We start from the raw sequence: 16,193 nt of genomic DNA, 5'->3' as shown, positions 1-16,193 counted from the left end.
CCGGAACGCGCCCGGAGTTACGGCAGTGCCAGCATCTGTTCGAGGGCCAGCTTCGCGAAGTGCTCGGTCTCCGCGTCGACCTGGATGCGGTTGACGAGCTTGCCGTCGGCCAGCGACTCCAGCGTCCACACCAGGTGCGGCAGGTCGATCCGGTTCATCGTCGAGCAGAAGCAGACGGTCTTGTCGAGGAAGACGATCTGCTTGTCGGCGTGGGCCTTGGCGAGCCTGCGCACCAGGTTCAGCTCGGTGCCCAGCGCCCACGCCGAGCCGGCCGGGGCCTCGTCCAGCATCTTGATGATGTGCTCGGTCGAGCCGACGTAGTCCGCCGCCGCGACGACCTCGTGCTTGCACTCGGGGTGCACCAGGACGTTGACCCCGGGGATCCGGGCGCGCACGTCCTCCACCGACTCCAGCGAGAAGCGGCCGTGCACCGAGCAGTGGCCGCGCCACAGGATCATCTTCGCGTCGCGCAGCTGCTCCGCGGTCAGCCCGCCGTTCGGCTTGTGCGGGTTGTAGACGACGCAGTCCTCCAGCGCGAAGCCCATGTCGCGTACCGCGGTGTTGCGGCCGAGGTGCTGGTCGGGGAGGAAGAGCACCTTCTCGCCGCGCGAGAAGGCCCACTCCAGGGCGCGCTGTGCGTTGGACGAGGTGCAGATGGTGCCGCCGTGCCGACCGGTGAACGCCTTGATGTCGGCGGAGGAGTTCATGTACGACACCGGCACGGTGACGTCGGCCACGCCCGCCTCGGCCAGCACGTCCCAGCACTCGGCGACCTGTTCCGCACTGGCCATGTCGGCCATCGAGCAGCCCGCCGCCAGGTCGGGGAGGATGACCTGCTGCCGCTCCGAGGTGAGGATGTCGGCGGACTCGGCCATGAAGTGCACACCGCAGAAGACGATGTACTCGGCGTCGGGCCTGGCCGCCGCGTCCCGCGCGAGCTTGAAGGAGTCGCCCGTGACGTCGGCGAACTCGATCACCTCGTCCCGCTGGTAGTGGTGGCCGAGGATGAACACCTTGTCGCCGAGGCGGGCCTTGGCGGCCCGGGCGCGGGCCACCAGGTCGGGGTCGGACGGCGCGGGCAGGTCGCCCGGGCAGTCGACCCCGCGCTCGCTGCGGGGGTCGGACTCCCGGCCGAGCAGCAGCAGTGCGAGAGGCGTGGGCTGAACGTCCAGCGTTTGCGTCGTGGTCACGGGCCCGTAGCCCTTTCTTTGCAGCGCAGACCTTTTCGTCTACTTGACGTTATCTATGATAGCCCGTTCGTGTCAGATTGACGATGCCGGTTTCGTCAATGTGACGCATTCCCTCTTGCCGGCTCCCTCTTGCCGGGGTGTGCGAGCATGGAGGGGAATAAGTCGGAGCGGACACCCGTCACACACGGAATGAATCCGCGCGGCGGCCGGTTGGCACCGGTAGCCAGCAGTCCGTACAACCCGGGAGACAAGCACATGACGGTTCAGGACGAGACGACCACCGAGACGGACGGCATCCTCCTGTCGGATGCTGCCGCCACCAAGGTGAAGAACCTGCTGGAGCAGGAGGGCCGTGAGGACCTCGCGCTGCGGGTCGCCGTCCAGCCCGGCGGCTGCTCGGGCCTGCGCTACCAGCTCTTCTTCGACGAGCGCTCGCTCGACGGCGACGTGGTCAAGGACTTCGGCGGCGTCAAGGTCGTCACCGACCGGATGAGCGCCCCGTATCTGGGCGGCGCCTCGATCGACTTCGTCGACACCATCGAGAAGCAGGGCTTCACGATCGACAACCCCAACGCGACCGGTTCCTGCGCCTGCGGCGACTCCTTCCACTGAGTCCCGCTCCGGCACACCGAAGAGCGGCGGCACCCCTGATGGGGTGCCGCCGCTCTGCCGTGTACGGGCCCGCCGTGCGCGGGTCGGTCGTCAGCGGGCCGTGAGCGGCTTGCCGTCCGAGGTGTCCACGACCGTACGGCCGCCCAGCGGCTTGTCCAGCGTCACCTTTTCGGTGAACTTCTTGGCGAGCGCCACGCACACCGTGCCCTCCTTCTCCGTGGAGGTCACCGTCACCCGCACCTGGCCCGCCGACTCGGCGGCCTTCGCGCTGTAGGTGCTGCACACCCCGCCGTAGAAGGTCAGCTCCAGCGTCCTGCCGTCCGCGTGGTACGTGCTCAGGCCCACCGTGCGGTGCCGCAGCTTCGGGTCGGTCGGCTGCCCGGGCGCATCCCGCTGGATGTACTTCGGGTCGACGGCGGTCTGCGCGACCACGCCGGTGCGGCTCACGCCGGGCTGCGCCACGTCGAAGAGCCAGGCGGGCACCAGGGCCTGGGCGCCGGAGACGTAGTCGAGCGTCAGCCCGAACACGGCGCCGCGCACCTGCAGGGGATGCCCGTTGCCCGGCACGCAGGGCAGCGTGTGCGGGAGGGTCTTGTCCTGGCCGGGCAGCGTCGTGGTCGGAGTCGGTGACGGCTTCGGCGCGGACTGCGCGGGGCAGGCGGCGATCCCGTGATCGGGGTGCATCACATGCCCGTTCAGCTCCTTGAGGGCCTGGGCCGCGCTCACCACCGGATAGCTGTCGCCCTTGTCGAGCGTCGCCAGCCGGCCGTGCCCGAGCGTGATCCGCCCGTCGGAGGCGATGTCCAGGTCGGTGCTCCAGCCGTGCGTCGGCAGCCCGTCCACCACCGGGTCCGCGCTCACCACCCGGACGGCGCCCACGGTCTCGTCCGCGTGCACCCGGGCGCCGGACAGCCCGAGACCCGACAGCACGGGTGCGGCGGCGTCCTCGGCGCGCTGTACGGAGACCGGCGGCTGCGGGCTCGGCGCCTGCGTGGAGGCCGTACCGGAGTCCGTACCGCTGTCCGAGCCGGTGCCGCCGTCGCTCTGCGGCTTCATCGGGACCATCTTCCGCGGGCCGCCCGGATCGACGGGCAGCGGGGGATAGGCGGGACCACCGGGCTGCACCGGGCCGACACCGGACGCGCCGTACCTGCTGTACGACCAGGTGCCGGGCGCCGCCTTGGTCACCAGCAGCGTCGGGCCCGCGCCATTGGCCGGGCCGACCCGCCAGGAGTCGCCCTGCGCGACGGCCGTGCCGCTCATCCCGAGCAGCTTCGCCAGCCGCTGCACGTCCGCGGCGCCCACCGGGCCGTGCCCGCGGTAGACGGCCGCGGAATCCGGGCCCTTGGGCAGGCTGCCGGTCAGCGTGTACGTACCGCCGCCGGCGCCGTCGGCCGGAGCGCTGCCCGTGCCCGGCGTCGTGCCCGTACCGCCGCTCGTGCCGCTGTCACCCGTGCCGTTCTGGGCCGGGGCGTCCTCGCCCGTGGCGCCGGTCAGCTTCAGCGGGGCGGGCGCGGCCTTGGACCCGCCGCCGTCGTCCGCGGTCGCCGCCCAGTACGCGCCGCCGCCACCGGCCAGCAGCACTGCCGCGGCCACCGCCGTCACCAGCAGCCGTGACCTGCGCGCGGGCCGTCCGGGGGCGTCCGGGTCGTGTGCCGGCTCCGGCTCCGTCGTCGGCTCTGCCGGGTCCGTCGTGTCGTCGTCGCGTTCGGTGCTCACCGCGTGCTCCTTCGGCTCCGTACGTCGGATGTACGTCAGATGCCGATGTGACGTGGCGGACCGCGTACCGGTTCCGCCCGGGCGCGGCCGACGAACCGGAGAAGGCGGCTTGGGCCGTCCGGGCGATCAGTCGCCGAACTCGGCCATCCCGCTGACGACGTGCGCGGATGCCGGCGGCACGACGATGCCGTGCGGGACGGCCGGGACGGCCGTCTTCTTGGCGGTGGCGGCCGGCGTGTTCCAGTGCGCGGCCATCCTGCGGCAGTCGCCGATCAGCTGGTCGAGCGACTCCGGCTCGGCGAGCGGGGCACCGGACGGGATACGGGGAGTGACCGGGGGAGTAGAGCTCATGTCTCGACCCTAGGCACGGCCGGACCATCGAGAAAGCCCTACTATCGGGTAGTTTCGCCGTGTCCGACTGCGACGGCGCAACCGGTAGCGTGGAATCCCGGGCCGCCACCCGCACCCCACTCGTCGATCTCCCGCAGGAGTCAGCCGCCGTGCGTATCGCCGTCACCGGATCCATCGCCACCGATCACCTGATGACCTTCCCCGGTCGGTTCGCCGACCAGCTCGTCGCCGACCAGCTGCACGCGGTGTCGCTGTCCTTCCTCGTCGACGGCCTCGACGTGCGGCGCGGCGGTGTCGGCGCCAACATCGCCTTCGGCATGGGTCAGCTCGGCACCAGGCCGGTCCTGGTCGGCGCGGCCGGCAACGACTTCGGCGAGTACCGCGCCTGGCTGGACCGGCACGGCGTGGACACCGCGTCGGTACGGATCTCCGAGGTGCTGCACACCGCCCGCTTCATCTGCACCACCGACGCCGACCACAATCAGATCGGCTCCTTCTACACCGGGGCCATGAGCGAGGCCCGGCTGATCGAGCTGCAGGCCGTCGCCGAGCGGGTCGGCGGCCTCGACCTGGTGTCGATCGGCGCGGACGACCCCGAGGCGATGATCCGGCACACCGAGGAGTGCAGGACCCGCGCCATCCCCTTCGCCGCCGACTTCTCGCAACAGATCGCGCGGATGGACGGCGACGACATCCGCGTCCTGGTGGACGGCGCCGCCTACCTGTTCAACAACGAGTACGAGGCCGGACTGATCCAGACCAAGACCGGCTGGACGGCCGAGGAGATCCTGGACCGGGTCGGCACCCGGGTCACCACGCTCGGCTCCAACGGCGTCCGGATCGACCGCAAGGGCGAGCAGCCGATCGTGGTCGGCTGCGCCGAGGAGCAGACCAAGGCCGACCCGACCGGCGTCGGCGACGGCTTCCGGGCCGGCTTCCTGTCCGGCCTGGCCTGGGGCGTCGGCCTGGAGCGCGCCGCGCAGATCGGCTGCATGCTGGCGACCCTGGTCATCGAGACGGTCGGCACCCAGGAGTACGAGCTGCGCCGCGGCCACTTCATGCAGCGCTTCAGCAAGGCGTACGGCGACGAGGCGGCCGAAGAGGTGCGCGGCCACCTGCCCGCCTGAGCCCCTCGCAGAGGTTTCAGACGCGACGGCGGACGGTGTAGGCGGTGCCCCGCTCGGCCGGGCGCTCGCCCACGTACTCCTGCTCGCGCATCGCGCACCACGCCGGGATGTCCAGCCGGGCGGCCTCGTCGTCGGAGAGCACCGTGACGAGGCCGCCGACCGGCACATCGCCGATCACCCGGGCGAGGTCGATCACCGGGATCGGGCAGAGCGTGCCGAGCGAGTCCACGACCAGGGCCGTGGCCGGATCGGAGCCCGCCTCCGTGGCCGCTTCCCCAGGCGCGCCGGAATCCGCCGCCGTACCGGGGTCCGGGATCGCGCCCCCGGCCGGCGCGCCCAGCGCCGACCGGACCTCCGCGACCACACCCGGCAGCACGTCGAGGAAGCCTTCCACGTCCTCGGCGACCGTGCCCGGCGGCAGCGACACCCGGACGTTGCCCTCCGACAGCACCCCCATCGCCTTGAGCACATGGCTCGGCGTGAGCGTGCTCGACGTGCACGACGACCCCGAGGACACCGAGAAGCCGGCCCGGTCGAGACCGGTCAACAGCGCCTCGCCGTCCACGTACAAGCAGGAGAAGGTCACCAAATGCGGCAGCCGCAGGGTGCCGTGGCCGACCACCTCCACATCCGGCACGAGCCGCGGCACCCGCGCCCTGATCCGGTCCACCAGGACCGACAGCCGGGCCGCCTCGCGCTCGGCCTCCTCGCGCACCGCGCGCAGCGAGGCCGCCGCCGCGACGATCGCCGGCAGGTTCTCGAAGCCCGGCGCGCGCCCCGACTCCCGTTCGTCCGCGGGCCCCTGGGGCGCGAAGCGGGTGCCCTTGCGGACCGCGAGCAGCCCCACCCCGGGCGGCCCGCCCCACTTGTGGGCGCTGGCCGTCAGCAGCGACCAGTCGCCCTCCACCGGGCCCCAGCCCAGCGACTGTGCCGCGTCCACCAGCAGCGGCACCCCGGCCGCCCGGCACACCGCCGCCACCTCGGCGACCGGCTGCACCGTCCCCACCTCGTGGTTGGCCGACTGCAGGCAGACCAGCGCGGTGTCCGGACGCAGCGCCGCCCGTACGTCGTCCGCGGCCACCAGGCCCGAGCGGTCCACGCCCACGGTCACCTGCTCGTACGCCTGCGCCGCGTGCAGCACCGAGGAGTGCTCCACGGCCGAGACCACCACCTGACGGCCCGTCCGGCGGCGGCCCGCCATCGCGCCCGACACCGCCGAGTGCACCGCGTGGGTACCCGAAGGAGTGAACACCAGCTCGTCGGGGCGGCAGCCGACCGCCTCCGCCGCCGCCTCCCGGGCCGCGTCCAGCAGCAGCCGGGCACGCCGCCCCTCGCGGTACAGCCGGGCCGGATCCGCCCACCCCTCGTCGAGCGCGGCGATCATCGCCTGCCGGGCGACAGGGTGCAGCGGAGCGGCGGAAGCCATATCGAAATAGGACACCTCAGCACGCTACAACCACCCCCGCGGGACCGGCCGGGCGCACTGTCAGAAGGCGTCCTGAGCGCGGGATTCCATCCCTTCGGGGAGTGCCCCGGCGCGTTGGACCCCCTCCCCGCGTGACCTCAAATTGCGTCCAGTAGGGTTTGGTCCGCATAAACATCCACACCTCATTGCCCAAGCACGGAGCGACCGACCAGCAGGCGGCCGAACCCGGCACGCTCGGGCGAGACTCTCGGGAAGGCGCTACGTGAGTCCCAACGGCTCCGACCTCCCCCACGGCCAGAACGGCGTGGGAGGTAACCCCTCGTCGCGACGCCCGATGCGGCGATGGCTGCCGCGGGCGCTGGCCGCGGGCCTGGTCCTTGCGACCGCCACCGGTTGCTCGTACAAGGACTATCCCCGCCTCGGCATGCCCAGTCCGGCCACGGAACAGGCACCCCGGATCCTGGCGCTGTGGCAGGGCTCCTGGGCCGCCGCACTGGTGACCGGCTGCCTCGTCTGGGGCCTGATCCTGTGGAGCGTGATCTTCCACCGGCGCAGCCGGACCAAGGTCGAGGTCCCCGCGCAGACGCGCTACAACATGCCCCTTGAGGCCCTTTACACGATCGTTCCGATCATCGTCATCGCGGTGCTCTTCTACTTCACCGCCCGTGACGAGTCGAAGATCCTGGACACCTCCAAGAAGCCGCAGCACGTGATCAACGTGGTCGGCTTCCAGTGGAGCTGGGGCTTCAACTACGTCGAGGACGTGGACGGCAACCCGGCGACGCCCACCGGCGTGCCGAAGGAACTGTCCGAGATCCCGACGAACAAGCTGCTGATGCCGGCCGGCGCCGAGGGCGTCTACGACGTCGGCACCCCGGCCAGCAAGAACCCGGACACGGGGAACCCCGGCCCGACGCTCTGGCTGCCCAAGGGCGAGAGCGTGCGGTTCGTCCTCACCTCGCGTGACGTCATCCACTCCTTCTGGATCGTTCCGTTCCTGATGAAGATGGACGTCATCCCCGGCCACACCAACGTCTTCGAGGTGACTCCGAGCAAGGAGGGCACCTTCCTTGGCAAGTGCGCCGAGCTTTGCGGTGTGGACCACTCCCGGATGCTCTTCAACGTGAAGGTCGTTTCGCCCGAGGAGTACAAGCAGCACCTCAAGGACCTGGCGGCGAAGGGCCAGACCGGGTACATCCCGGCGGGCATCGCCACCACGGGCAACGCGAAGAACTCGGAGCCCAAGACCACATGAGCATTCTCAACGAACCGCAGGGCGCCGCCGCGGCGGACGACTCCTACGCGGACGAGATCCCGGCCCGCAAGCGGAAGCCCGGCTCGGTGATCGTCACGTGGATGAGCACCACCGATCACAAGACGATCGGTTCGATGTACCTCATCACGTCGTTCGCCTTCTTCCTCATCGGCGGTGTGCTCGCACTGCTGATGCGTGCGGAGCTGGCCCGGCCGGGCAATCAGTACCTGTCGAACGAGCAGTTCAACCAGGCGTTCACGATGCACGGCACCGTGATGCTGCTGATGTTCGCCACCCCGCTGTTCGCGGGCTTCGCGAACTGGATCATGCCGCTCCAGATCGGTGCCCCCGACGTCGCGTTCCCGCGGCTGAACATGTTCGCCTACTGGCTCTACCTGTTCGGTTCGCTCATCGCGGTCGGCGGCTTCGTCACCCCGCAGGGCGCGGCCGACTTCGGCTGGTTCGCGTACTCGCCGCTGTCCGACGCGGTCCGCTCGCCGGGCGTCGGCGCGGACATGTGGATCATGGGTCTGGCGCTCTCCGGCTTCGGCACCATCCTCGGTGCGGTCAACTTCATCACCACGATCATCTGCATGCGCGCGCCCGGCATGACGATGTTCCGGATGCCGATCTTCTGCTGGAACGTGCTGCTGACCGGTGTGCTGGTCCTGCTGGCCTTCCCGGTGCTCGCCGCCGCGCTGCTCGCGCTGGAGGCCGACCGGAAATTCGGGGCACACGTCTTCGACGCGGCCAACGGCGGCGCGTTGCTCTGGCAGCACCTCTTCTGGTTCTTCGGCCATCCAGAGGTGTACATCATCGCGTTGCCCTTCTTCGGCATCATCTCCGAGGTCATCCCGGTCTTCAGCCGCAAGCCCATGTTCGGCTACATCGGCCTGGTCGCCGCGACGATCTCCATCGCCGGTCTGTCCGTGACCGTGTGGGCGCACCACATGTACGTCACCGGCGGAGTCCTGCTGCCGTTCTTCTCGTTCATGACCTTCCTGATCGCGGTACCGACCGGTGTGAAGTTCTTCAACTGGATCGGCACGATGTGGAAGGGGTCACTGAGTTTCGAGACACCGATGCTGTGGTCCATCGGCTTCCTGATCACCTTCGCCTTCGGTGGTCTGACCGGTGTCATCCTGGCGGCGCCGCCGCTGGACTTCCACGTCTCGGACTCGTACTTCGTGGTCGCGCACTTCCACTACGTCGTCTTCGGCACCGTGGTGTTCGCGATGTTCGCGGGCTTCCACTTCTGGTGGCCCAAGATGACCGGCAAGATGCTCGACGAGCGGCTCGGCAAGATCACCTTCTGGACGCTGTTCTTCGGCTTCCACGGCACCTTCCTCGTCCAGCACTGGCTGGGCGCCGAGGGCATGCCGCGGCGGTACGCGGACTATCTGGCGGCCGACGGCTTCACCACGCTGAACACCGTCTCCACCATCAGTTCGTTCCTGCTCGGCCTGTCGATCCTGCCGTTCCTGTACAACGTCTGGAAGACCGCCAAGTACGGCAAGAAGGTCGAAGTCGACGACCCGTGGGGCTACGGCCGTTCGCTGGAGTGGGCGACGTCCTGCCCGCCGCCGCGGCACAACTTCACCACGCTGCCGCGCATCCGGTCCGAATCCCCGGCGTTCGACCTGCACCACCCGGAGATCTCGGCGATCGACGCGCTGGTCAACCGCGGTCCCGACCAGGCGCTGTCCGGCGTCAGCGGCGACCTGCACAGTGACGGCAAGGAGGCCGGCCAGTGAGGATCCAAGGCAAGATGTTCCTCGGCCTGGCCGTCTTCATCCTGGCCTCGGCCGTGGTGTACGGCCTGTGGTCGAAGGAGCCGGCGGGTACGACAGCGCTCTTCCTCGCCTTCGCACTGAGCACGATGATCGGCTTCTACCTCGCGTTCACCGCGCGCAGGGCCGACACCGGCGCGCAGGACCGGGAGGACGCGGAGGTCGCCGACGACGCGGGCGAGCTGGGCTTCTTCAGCCCGCACAGCTGGCAGCCGCTCGCGCTGGCCGCCGGTGGCGCGCTGGCGTTCCTGGGCATCATCTTCGGCTGGTGGCTGCTGTTCGTCTCGCTGCCGGTCATCCTGATCGGCGTGTACGGCTGGGTGTTCGAGTACTACCACGGTGAGAACCGCACCCAGTAGGGCGGCGGCAGGCAGCAGTCCCGTCCGGTGGGACGGGAACAGAAGTACGGGCCGGGCCCGGACACCGCGTCAGGTGTCCGGGCCCGCCCCTTTTGCACGTATCCACCGCGCGGAATCACCCGGTTGTTCCTAACTTGGGTGCATGAGCCACAATTCTCGACGCCGTAACGCGCTGCGCTGCTCCCTGCTGGTGGCGCCCCTCGCGGTGGGGCTCACCGCTTGCGGAGGCGGCGGCAATCCGCTGGCCGCCGCCCCGTACGACGCGGCGGCCAAGGTCGCGTTCGGTTCCGCGGCCGGCGGCAAGGCCGACCCCTCCAAGCCGCTCCAGGTCTCCATCAAGGACGACGGCAGCCGGATAACGGATGTGACCGCCACCGACGCCGCAGGACGCTACGTACGCGGCGAACTCAGCGCCGACGGGCTGAGCTGGCACTCCACCGGCGCGCTGGCCGCAGGCGCCCACTACACCGTCCGGGTGAGCACCGAGGACTCCGACGGCCGGCCCGGCCGCAAGGTGCTCGGCTTCGACACCACCCCCGCCGACGCCGGACTGCACGTCGCCTTCGGCCCGGACGCCGGGACGTACGGGGTCGGGGAGCCGATCACGGCCGAACTGAGCGTGCCCGTCAAGGACCGCGCGGCGCGCGCCGCGGTGGAGGGCAACCTCAAGGTCACCTCGTCCCCGCAGGCCGCCGCCGGCTCCTGGTACTGGGTCGACGACCGCACCCTGCACTACCGGCCGAGCACGTACTGGCCCGCGCACGCCACGATCAACGTCAGCAGCACGCTGAACGGCGTCCGCGTCCAGGACGGGCTCTACGGCGGCGCCGACAAGTCCCTGACGGTGCACACCGGCGACCGGGTCGAGGCGCTCACCGACGCGGGCACCCACGAGATGACGTTCAAGCGCAACGGCAAGGTGGTCCGTACGCTGCCGGTCACCACCGGCAAGCCCGGCTTCTCCACCCGCAACGGCATCAAGGTCGTCCTGGGCAAGGAGTCGTTCGTCCGGATGCAGAGCGAAAGCATCGGCATCGCGGCTGGCAGCTCCGACTCCTACGACCTGCCCGTCTACTGGGCCACCCGGGTGACCTGGAGCGGCGAGTACGTGCACGCCGCGCCGTGGTCGGAAGGCTCGCAGGGGTACGCCAACGTCAGCCACGGCTGCACCGGCATGAGCACCGAGAACGCGCACTGGTTCTTCGACAATGTGCGGGAGGGCGACATCGTGCAGGTCGTCAACAGCCTCGGCGACATGATGACGCCGTTCGACAACGGCTTCGGCGACTGGAACCTGAACTGGTCCCAGTGGAAGAAGGGCAGCGCCCTGGGCGACGCGGGACAGTCCGCGACGTCCGGCGGCGGCGCCGAGTCCGTCAACAGCACGGACCCGGCCCGGCTGCGGCCCGAGACGGTCTGACCGTCCCGGACGGTCGGACCGTCCGGAACGGACCGGCCCGGCCCGGGATCCGGCTCAGCGGGTCGCGACGGCCTTGGCCTTCGGCGCCAGCCTGGCACGCAGCAGCACCGCCAGGGCGTCGCTGAGGGCCACCGGGTCGACGGGGTGGGTGACCGCCGCGTCGGCCCGGCTCCAGGTCGCCAGCCAGGCGTCCTGCGGGCGGCCGATCAGCACCAGCACCGGCGGGCAGCGGAAGATCTCGTCCTTGATCTGCCGGCACACGCCCATGCCGCCCGCGGGGTTGGCCTCCCCGTCCAGCACGCACAGGTCGATGCCGCCGCGCTCCAGCTCGGTGAGGACCGCGGGCAGCGTCGCGCACTCCACGTACTCCACCGGCGGCAGGTCGGCCGCAGGCCGGCGGCCGACGGCGAGCCGGACCTGTTCCCGGGTGTTCGCGTCGTCGCTGTAGACCAGCACCGTGGCGGTCGCCTGCATCGTGGCTCCTCCTCGTGTCCTCGTGTCCTCGTGAAGGCATTCTCAAGGTGCGTCGGATGCTACTCCCGCCAGGGGCTTCGCGAGGAGGGTTCGTACCCGCGGAAGATCGGGACCGGCGCTTCCCGCGCGACTCGACGGACCGTCATCCCTCCTTCGGGGGACGGCCGCACTAGGCCACGCGGGTCTCCTCAAGGGCTTGACACACCGAATGGCACCCCCCGGAGTCAGCGCCAGATAAGCGACCGACATAATGTCGGACGTGGCGACAGCAACAGCAGTAGATACCGGGCACGCGCACCCGTCGGTCAACCGGCCGAACCTCACCAGCGTCGGAACCATCATCTGGCTGAGTTCCGAGCTGATGTTCTTCGCGGCCCTCTTCGCGATGTACTTCACCCTTCGGTCGGTCACGGGTGCCGACTTCTGGAAGGAACACGCCCATGCGTTGAACGTCCCGTTCTCGGCGACGAACACGACGATCCTGGTGCTCTCCTCCTTCACCTGCCAGATGGGCGTCTTCGCCGCCGAGCGCGGCGACGTGAAGAAGCTCCGCTCCTGGTTCATCGTGACCTTCGTGATGGGTGCGGTGTTCATCGGCGGACAGATCTTCGAGTACACCAACCTGGTCAAGAAGGACGGGATCTCGCTCAGCTCGGACCCCTACGGCTCGGTGTTCTACCTGACGACCGGGTTCCACGGGCTGCACGTGACGGGCGGACTGATCGCGTTCCTGCTGGTACTCGGCCGGACCTACGCGGCCAAGCGGTTCACCCACCAGCAGGCCACCGCAGCCATCGTCGTGTCCTACTACTGGCACTTCGTCGATGTCGTGTGGATCGGCCTCTTCGCCACGATCTACCTGATCAAGTAGCCGGTCGCGCACCGCACACACCATCCAGAAGCATCGACGCAAGAGATCCTGACACCGGGGTAATCCGTGAAAAAGCTCTCCGCACGACGGCGCCACCCGCTGGCGGCGCTTGTCGTCCTACTCCTCGCGCTCGCGGTCACCGGGGGGCTGTACGCCGCGCTCGCGCCGGCGCCGAAGGCGCAGGCCGACGACTCGGCCCAGTCCCTGGCCATCGAGCAGGGCAAGAAGCTGTACTCGGTCGGCTGCGCCAGCTGCCACGGCACGTCCGGACAGGGCAGTTCCGACGGCCCGAGCCTGGTCGGCGTCGGCTCGGCCGCCGTTGACTTCCAGGTCGGCACCGGCCGGATGCCGGCCCAGCAGCCGGGTGCGCAGATCCCGAAGAAGAAGGTCATCTACGACCAGGCCGAGATCGACCAGCTCGCCGCGTACATCGCGTCCCTCGGCCCCGGTCCCGCGGTACCGACCAAGGACCAGTACAGCCCGACCGGCGCGGACGCCGGCAAGGGCGGGGAACTGTTCCGCACCAACTGCGCCCAGTGCCACAACTTCGTGGGCAAGGGCGGAGCGCTGACGAACGGCAAGTACGCCCCCACGCTGCAGGGTGTCGCGCCCAAGCACATCTACGAGGCGATGCTGACCGGTCCGCAGAGCATGCCGTCCTTCCCGGACAGCACGATGCCGCAGGACACGAAGGCCGACATCATCGCGTACCTCAAAGAGGTCGACAGCAGCACCTCGAAGAACCCCGGCGGTCTTTCGCTGGGCAGCATCGGCCCGGTGTCCGAGGGTCTCGTCGCCTGGGTCTTCGGCCTCGGCCTCCTGCTCGGCATCGCCACCTGGATCGCCGCCCGGACGACTAAGGCCAAGAAGTCATGAGCGAGACTGGATCCCACAACGACGTGCCAGAACAGAACCTGCCGAGTGAGCACGGCGCTCACGGTGGCGACGTAGCGGTCCCTGACGACCCGTTCGCCAACCCCGGCCACCCCCCGCACGAGTTCCGTCGTCAGGACATCGACGAGCGGGCCGCGAAGCACTCCGAGCGGGTCACCGCCGGTCTGTTCGGGCTGTCGATGCTCGGCACCATCGCCTTCATCGCCTGCTTCGTCATCTTCCCGGTCGACAAGATCGTCTTCATCTTCCCGTTCGGCAACGTCAGCGCGCTGAACTTCTCGCTCGGCCTCACGCTCGCCGTGGCGCTGATCGGCATCGGCGCCGGCGCGGTCCACTGGGCCCGCACCCTGATGTCGGACGAGGAGTTCTCCGACGACCGGCACTCGGCCGGCGCCGACGACGCGCTGCGCGAGAACGTCGAGCAGCAGTGGATCCAGGGCGCCAAGGAGAGCGGCTTCGGACGGCGCAAGCTGATCCGCAACACCATGTTCGGTGCGCTCACCCTGGTCCCGCTGGCCGGTGTCGTGATCCTGCGCGACCTCGGCCCGCTGCCGGAGGACAAGCTCCGGCACACCCTGTGGTCCAAGGGCAAGGTCCTGATCAACCAGAACACCAACAAGCCGCTGCGCCCCGAGGACGTCGTGGTGGGTTCGCTCACCTTCGCGATGCCCGAGGGTCTGGAGGAGTCCCAGGAGGACTTCCAGGAGCAGATCGCCAAGGCGGCCCTGATGATCATCCGGATCAAGCCGGAGGACATCAAGGACAAGCGCGAGCGTGACTGGGCACACCAGGGAATCGTGGCGTTCTCCAAGATCTGCACGCACGTGGGCTGCCCGATCAGCCTCTACGAGCAGCAGACGCACCACGTGCTCTGCCCGTGTCACCAGTCGACCTTCGACCTGGCGGACGGGGCCCGAGTGATCTTCGGCCCGGCGGGTCACGCGCTGCCGCAGCTTCGGATCAGCGTCAATGATGAGGGCAATCTGGTCGCTCTGGGCGACTTCGAGGAGCCCGTCGGTCCGGCATTCTGGGAGCGCGGATGAGTACGACGACGGAAGGCTCGACCCGTCGGGGCAAAAAGCCGGTCGGCCAGCGGGCCGCCGAGTGGACTGACCCCCGGCTGGGCCTGTACAAGCTGGCCAAGAGCAACCTGCGGAAGATCTTCCCGGACCACTGGTCCTTCATGCTCGGTGAGATCTGCCTCTACAGCTTCATCATCCTCATCCTCACGGGTGTGTATCTGACGCTGTTCTTCCACCCGAGCATGAACGAGGTCGTCTACCACGGCCCGTACGCGCCGCTGCAGGGCGTGCGGATGTCGGAGGCGTACGCCTCGACGCTGCACATCAGCTTCGAGGTCCGCGGCGGTCTGCTGATCCGGCAGATCCACCACTGGGCCGCGCTGATCTTCATCGCGGCGATGCTCGTGCACATGATGCGCGTGTTCTTCACCGGCGGCTTCCGCAAGCCGCGCGAGATCAACTGGCTGTTCGGCTGGACGCTGCTGTTCCTCGGCATGTTCACCGGCTTCACCGGTTACTCGCTCCCCGACGACCTGCTGTCCGGCACCGGTATCCGGTTCGCCGACGGCGCGGTGCTCGCCACCCCGGTGGTCGGCTCGTACCTGTCGTTCTTCCTGTTCGGCGGGGAGTTCCCGGGGCACGACATCGTGGCGCGGTTCTACTCGATCCACATCCTGCTGCTGCCGGGTCTGATGGCCGGTCTGCTGACCGCCCACCTGATCCTGGTCTTCTACCACAAGCACACGCAGTTCCCGGGTGCGGGCAAGACCGAGAAGAACGTCGTCGGCATGCCGCTGCTGCCGATCTACGCGGCCAAGGCGGGCGGCTTCTTCTTCCTGGTCTTCGGTGTGATCGCGGCCATCGCCGCGACCGTGTCGATCAACCCGATCTGGACGATGGGACCGTACCGGCCCGACCAGGTGTCGACCGGCGCACAGCCCGACTGGTACATGGGCTTCTCCGAGGGCCTGATCCGTGTGATGCCCGGCTGGGAGATCAACGCCTGGGGCCACACCCTGGTCCTCGGCGTGTTCATCCCACTGATGATCTTCCCGGTGGTGCTGGCGGCGATCGCCGTCTACCCGTTCATCGAGGCGTGGGTCACCGGCGACAAGGGCGAGCACCACATCCTGGACCGGCCGCGCAACCGTCCGGTGCGCACCGGCCTCGGCATGGCCTGGCTGTCGCTGTACTTCGTGCTGCTGATCGGTGGCGGCAACGACCTGTGGGCCACGCACTTCCACCTGTCGCTGAACTGGATCACCTGGTTCGTGCGGATCGGCTTCTTCGTGGTGCCGGTGCTGACCTTCCTGGTCACCAAGCGGATCTGTCTGGGCCTCCAGCGGCGCGACCGCGACAAGGTGCTGCACGGCCGCGAGACCGGCATCATCAAGCGGCTGCCGCACGGCGAGTACATCGAGGTGCACGAGCCGCTCTCGCAGGAGCAGCGGCACGTCCTCACCGCGCACGTCCAGCCGGAGCCGATCGACCCGGGCCCCGAGGTGGACGAGAACGGCGTCGAGCGGAAGATCAACCCGGTCTCGAAGGTGCGGGCCAAGCTGTCCCGCGGCTTCTACGGCGAGAACGGCCAGATCGCCAAGCCGACGGTCGAGGAGTACGAGGAGATCACCAGCGGGCACGGTCACCACTGACGGACCGCTGAGCTTCGCCACACACGGGCCG

At 69.3% G+C, this 16,193-nt stretch carries 15 protein-coding genes; 10 read left to right on the top strand and 5 right to left on the bottom strand.

Going from position 1 to position 16,193, the window contains the following annotated elements; all coding sequences use genetic code 11:
- Window positions 1-17 precede the first annotated feature (17 nt).
- Window positions 18-1,190, bottom strand: coding sequence for a quinolinate synthase NadA (nadA, locus tag BM076_RS13330; RefSeq protein WP_093713716.1), 1,173 nt, complete (start codon window positions 1,188-1,190; stop codon window positions 18-20).
- A 255-nt stretch (window positions 1,191-1,445) separates the two neighbouring features.
- Between nadA and BM076_RS13325 the strand changes: the two genes are divergently transcribed.
- On the top strand, window positions 1,446-1,802 hold the full coding sequence (locus BM076_RS13325; protein ID WP_093713715.1) for a HesB/IscA family protein: 357 nt from the start codon (window positions 1,446-1,448) through the stop codon (window positions 1,800-1,802).
- Between the two features lie 90 nt (window positions 1,803-1,892).
- On the opposite strand, the gene BM076_RS13320 is transcribed toward BM076_RS13325, so the two are convergent.
- A complete protein-coding gene (locus BM076_RS13320; RefSeq protein WP_245796031.1) occupies window positions 1,893-3,521 on the bottom strand; it encodes a hypothetical protein in 1,629 nt (542 codons plus the stop codon).
- Between the two features lie 126 nt (window positions 3,522-3,647).
- On the bottom strand, window positions 3,648-3,872 hold the full coding sequence (locus tag BM076_RS13315) for a hypothetical protein (RefSeq protein ID WP_093713714.1): 225 nt from the start codon (window positions 3,870-3,872) through the stop codon (window positions 3,648-3,650).
- Window positions 3,873-4,021: 149 nt separating this feature from the next.
- On the opposite strand from BM076_RS13315, the gene BM076_RS13310 reads away from it, so the two are divergent.
- Complete coding sequence (locus tag BM076_RS13310) at window positions 4,022-4,999, top strand: carbohydrate kinase family protein (RefSeq protein ID WP_093713713.1); 978 nt, start codon at window positions 4,022-4,024, stop codon at window positions 4,997-4,999.
- A gap of 16 nt (window positions 5,000-5,015) precedes the next feature.
- Here BM076_RS13310 and BM076_RS13305 read toward each other — a convergent pair whose 3' ends face one another.
- Window positions 5,016-6,440: a cysteine desulfurase/sulfurtransferase TusA family protein gene (locus tag BM076_RS13305; RefSeq protein WP_093713712.1), complete on the bottom strand. Its 1,425-nt coding sequence runs from the start codon at window positions 6,438-6,440 to the stop codon at window positions 5,016-5,018.
- A gap of 247 nt (window positions 6,441-6,687) precedes the next feature.
- On the opposite strand from BM076_RS13305, the gene ctaC reads away from it, so the two are divergent.
- From ctaC to BM076_RS13285, 4 genes are all read left to right on the top strand, one after another.
- Window positions 6,688-7,680, top strand: coding sequence for an aa3-type cytochrome oxidase subunit II (gene ctaC, locus BM076_RS13300; RefSeq protein WP_093713711.1), 993 nt, complete (start codon window positions 6,688-6,690; stop codon window positions 7,678-7,680).
- Complete coding sequence (gene ctaD / locus BM076_RS13295) at window positions 7,677-9,434, top strand: aa3-type cytochrome oxidase subunit I (RefSeq protein WP_093713710.1); 1,758 nt, start codon at window positions 7,677-7,679, stop codon at window positions 9,432-9,434. Before ctaC ends, ctaD begins: the two co-directional genes overlap by 4 nt.
- Window positions 9,431-9,829: a cytochrome c oxidase subunit 4 gene (locus tag BM076_RS13290; RefSeq protein WP_093713709.1), complete on the top strand. Its 399-nt coding sequence runs from the start codon at window positions 9,431-9,433 to the stop codon at window positions 9,827-9,829. Before ctaD ends, BM076_RS13290 begins: the two co-directional genes overlap by 4 nt.
- Before the next feature lie 142 nt (window positions 9,830-9,971).
- On the top strand, window positions 9,972-11,249 hold the full coding sequence (locus tag BM076_RS13285) for a L,D-transpeptidase (protein ID WP_093713708.1): 1,278 nt from the start codon (window positions 9,972-9,974) through the stop codon (window positions 11,247-11,249).
- A gap of 54 nt (window positions 11,250-11,303) precedes the next feature.
- On the opposite strand, the gene BM076_RS13280 is transcribed toward BM076_RS13285, so the two are convergent.
- Complete coding sequence (locus BM076_RS13280) at window positions 11,304-11,723, bottom strand: hypothetical protein (RefSeq protein WP_093713707.1); 420 nt, start codon at window positions 11,721-11,723, stop codon at window positions 11,304-11,306.
- A 250-nt stretch (window positions 11,724-11,973) separates the two neighbouring features.
- Here BM076_RS13280 and ctaE point away from each other — a divergent pair, with 250 nt between their 5' ends.
- From ctaE to qcrB, 4 genes are all read left to right on the top strand, one after another.
- A complete protein-coding gene (gene ctaE / locus BM076_RS13275; protein ID WP_093713706.1) occupies window positions 11,974-12,594 on the top strand; it encodes an aa3-type cytochrome oxidase subunit III in 621 nt (206 codons plus the stop codon).
- Between the two features lie 66 nt (window positions 12,595-12,660).
- Window positions 12,661-13,470: a cytochrome bc1 complex diheme cytochrome c subunit gene (gene qcrC, locus BM076_RS13270; RefSeq protein ID WP_093713705.1), complete on the top strand. Its 810-nt coding sequence runs from the start codon at window positions 12,661-12,663 to the stop codon at window positions 13,468-13,470.
- On the top strand, window positions 13,467-14,531 hold the full coding sequence (gene qcrA, locus BM076_RS13265; RefSeq protein ID WP_093713704.1) for a cytochrome bc1 complex Rieske iron-sulfur subunit: 1,065 nt from the start codon (window positions 13,467-13,469) through the stop codon (window positions 14,529-14,531). The genes qcrC and qcrA overlap by 4 nt, the downstream gene beginning before the upstream one ends.
- A complete protein-coding gene (gene qcrB, locus BM076_RS13260; protein ID WP_093713703.1) occupies window positions 14,528-16,162 on the top strand; it encodes a cytochrome bc1 complex cytochrome b subunit in 1,635 nt (544 codons plus the stop codon). Before qcrA ends, qcrB begins: the two co-directional genes overlap by 4 nt.
- Window positions 16,163-16,193 lie beyond the last annotated feature (31 nt).

Origin of the sequence: Actinacidiphila alni (genome assembly GCF_900112845.1) — a bacterium.
In the GTDB taxonomy this organism is placed as follows: domain Bacteria; phylum Actinomycetota; class Actinomycetes; order Streptomycetales; family Streptomycetaceae; genus Actinacidiphila; species Actinacidiphila alni.
This window is presented reverse-complemented; position numbering and strand designations above follow the sequence as displayed.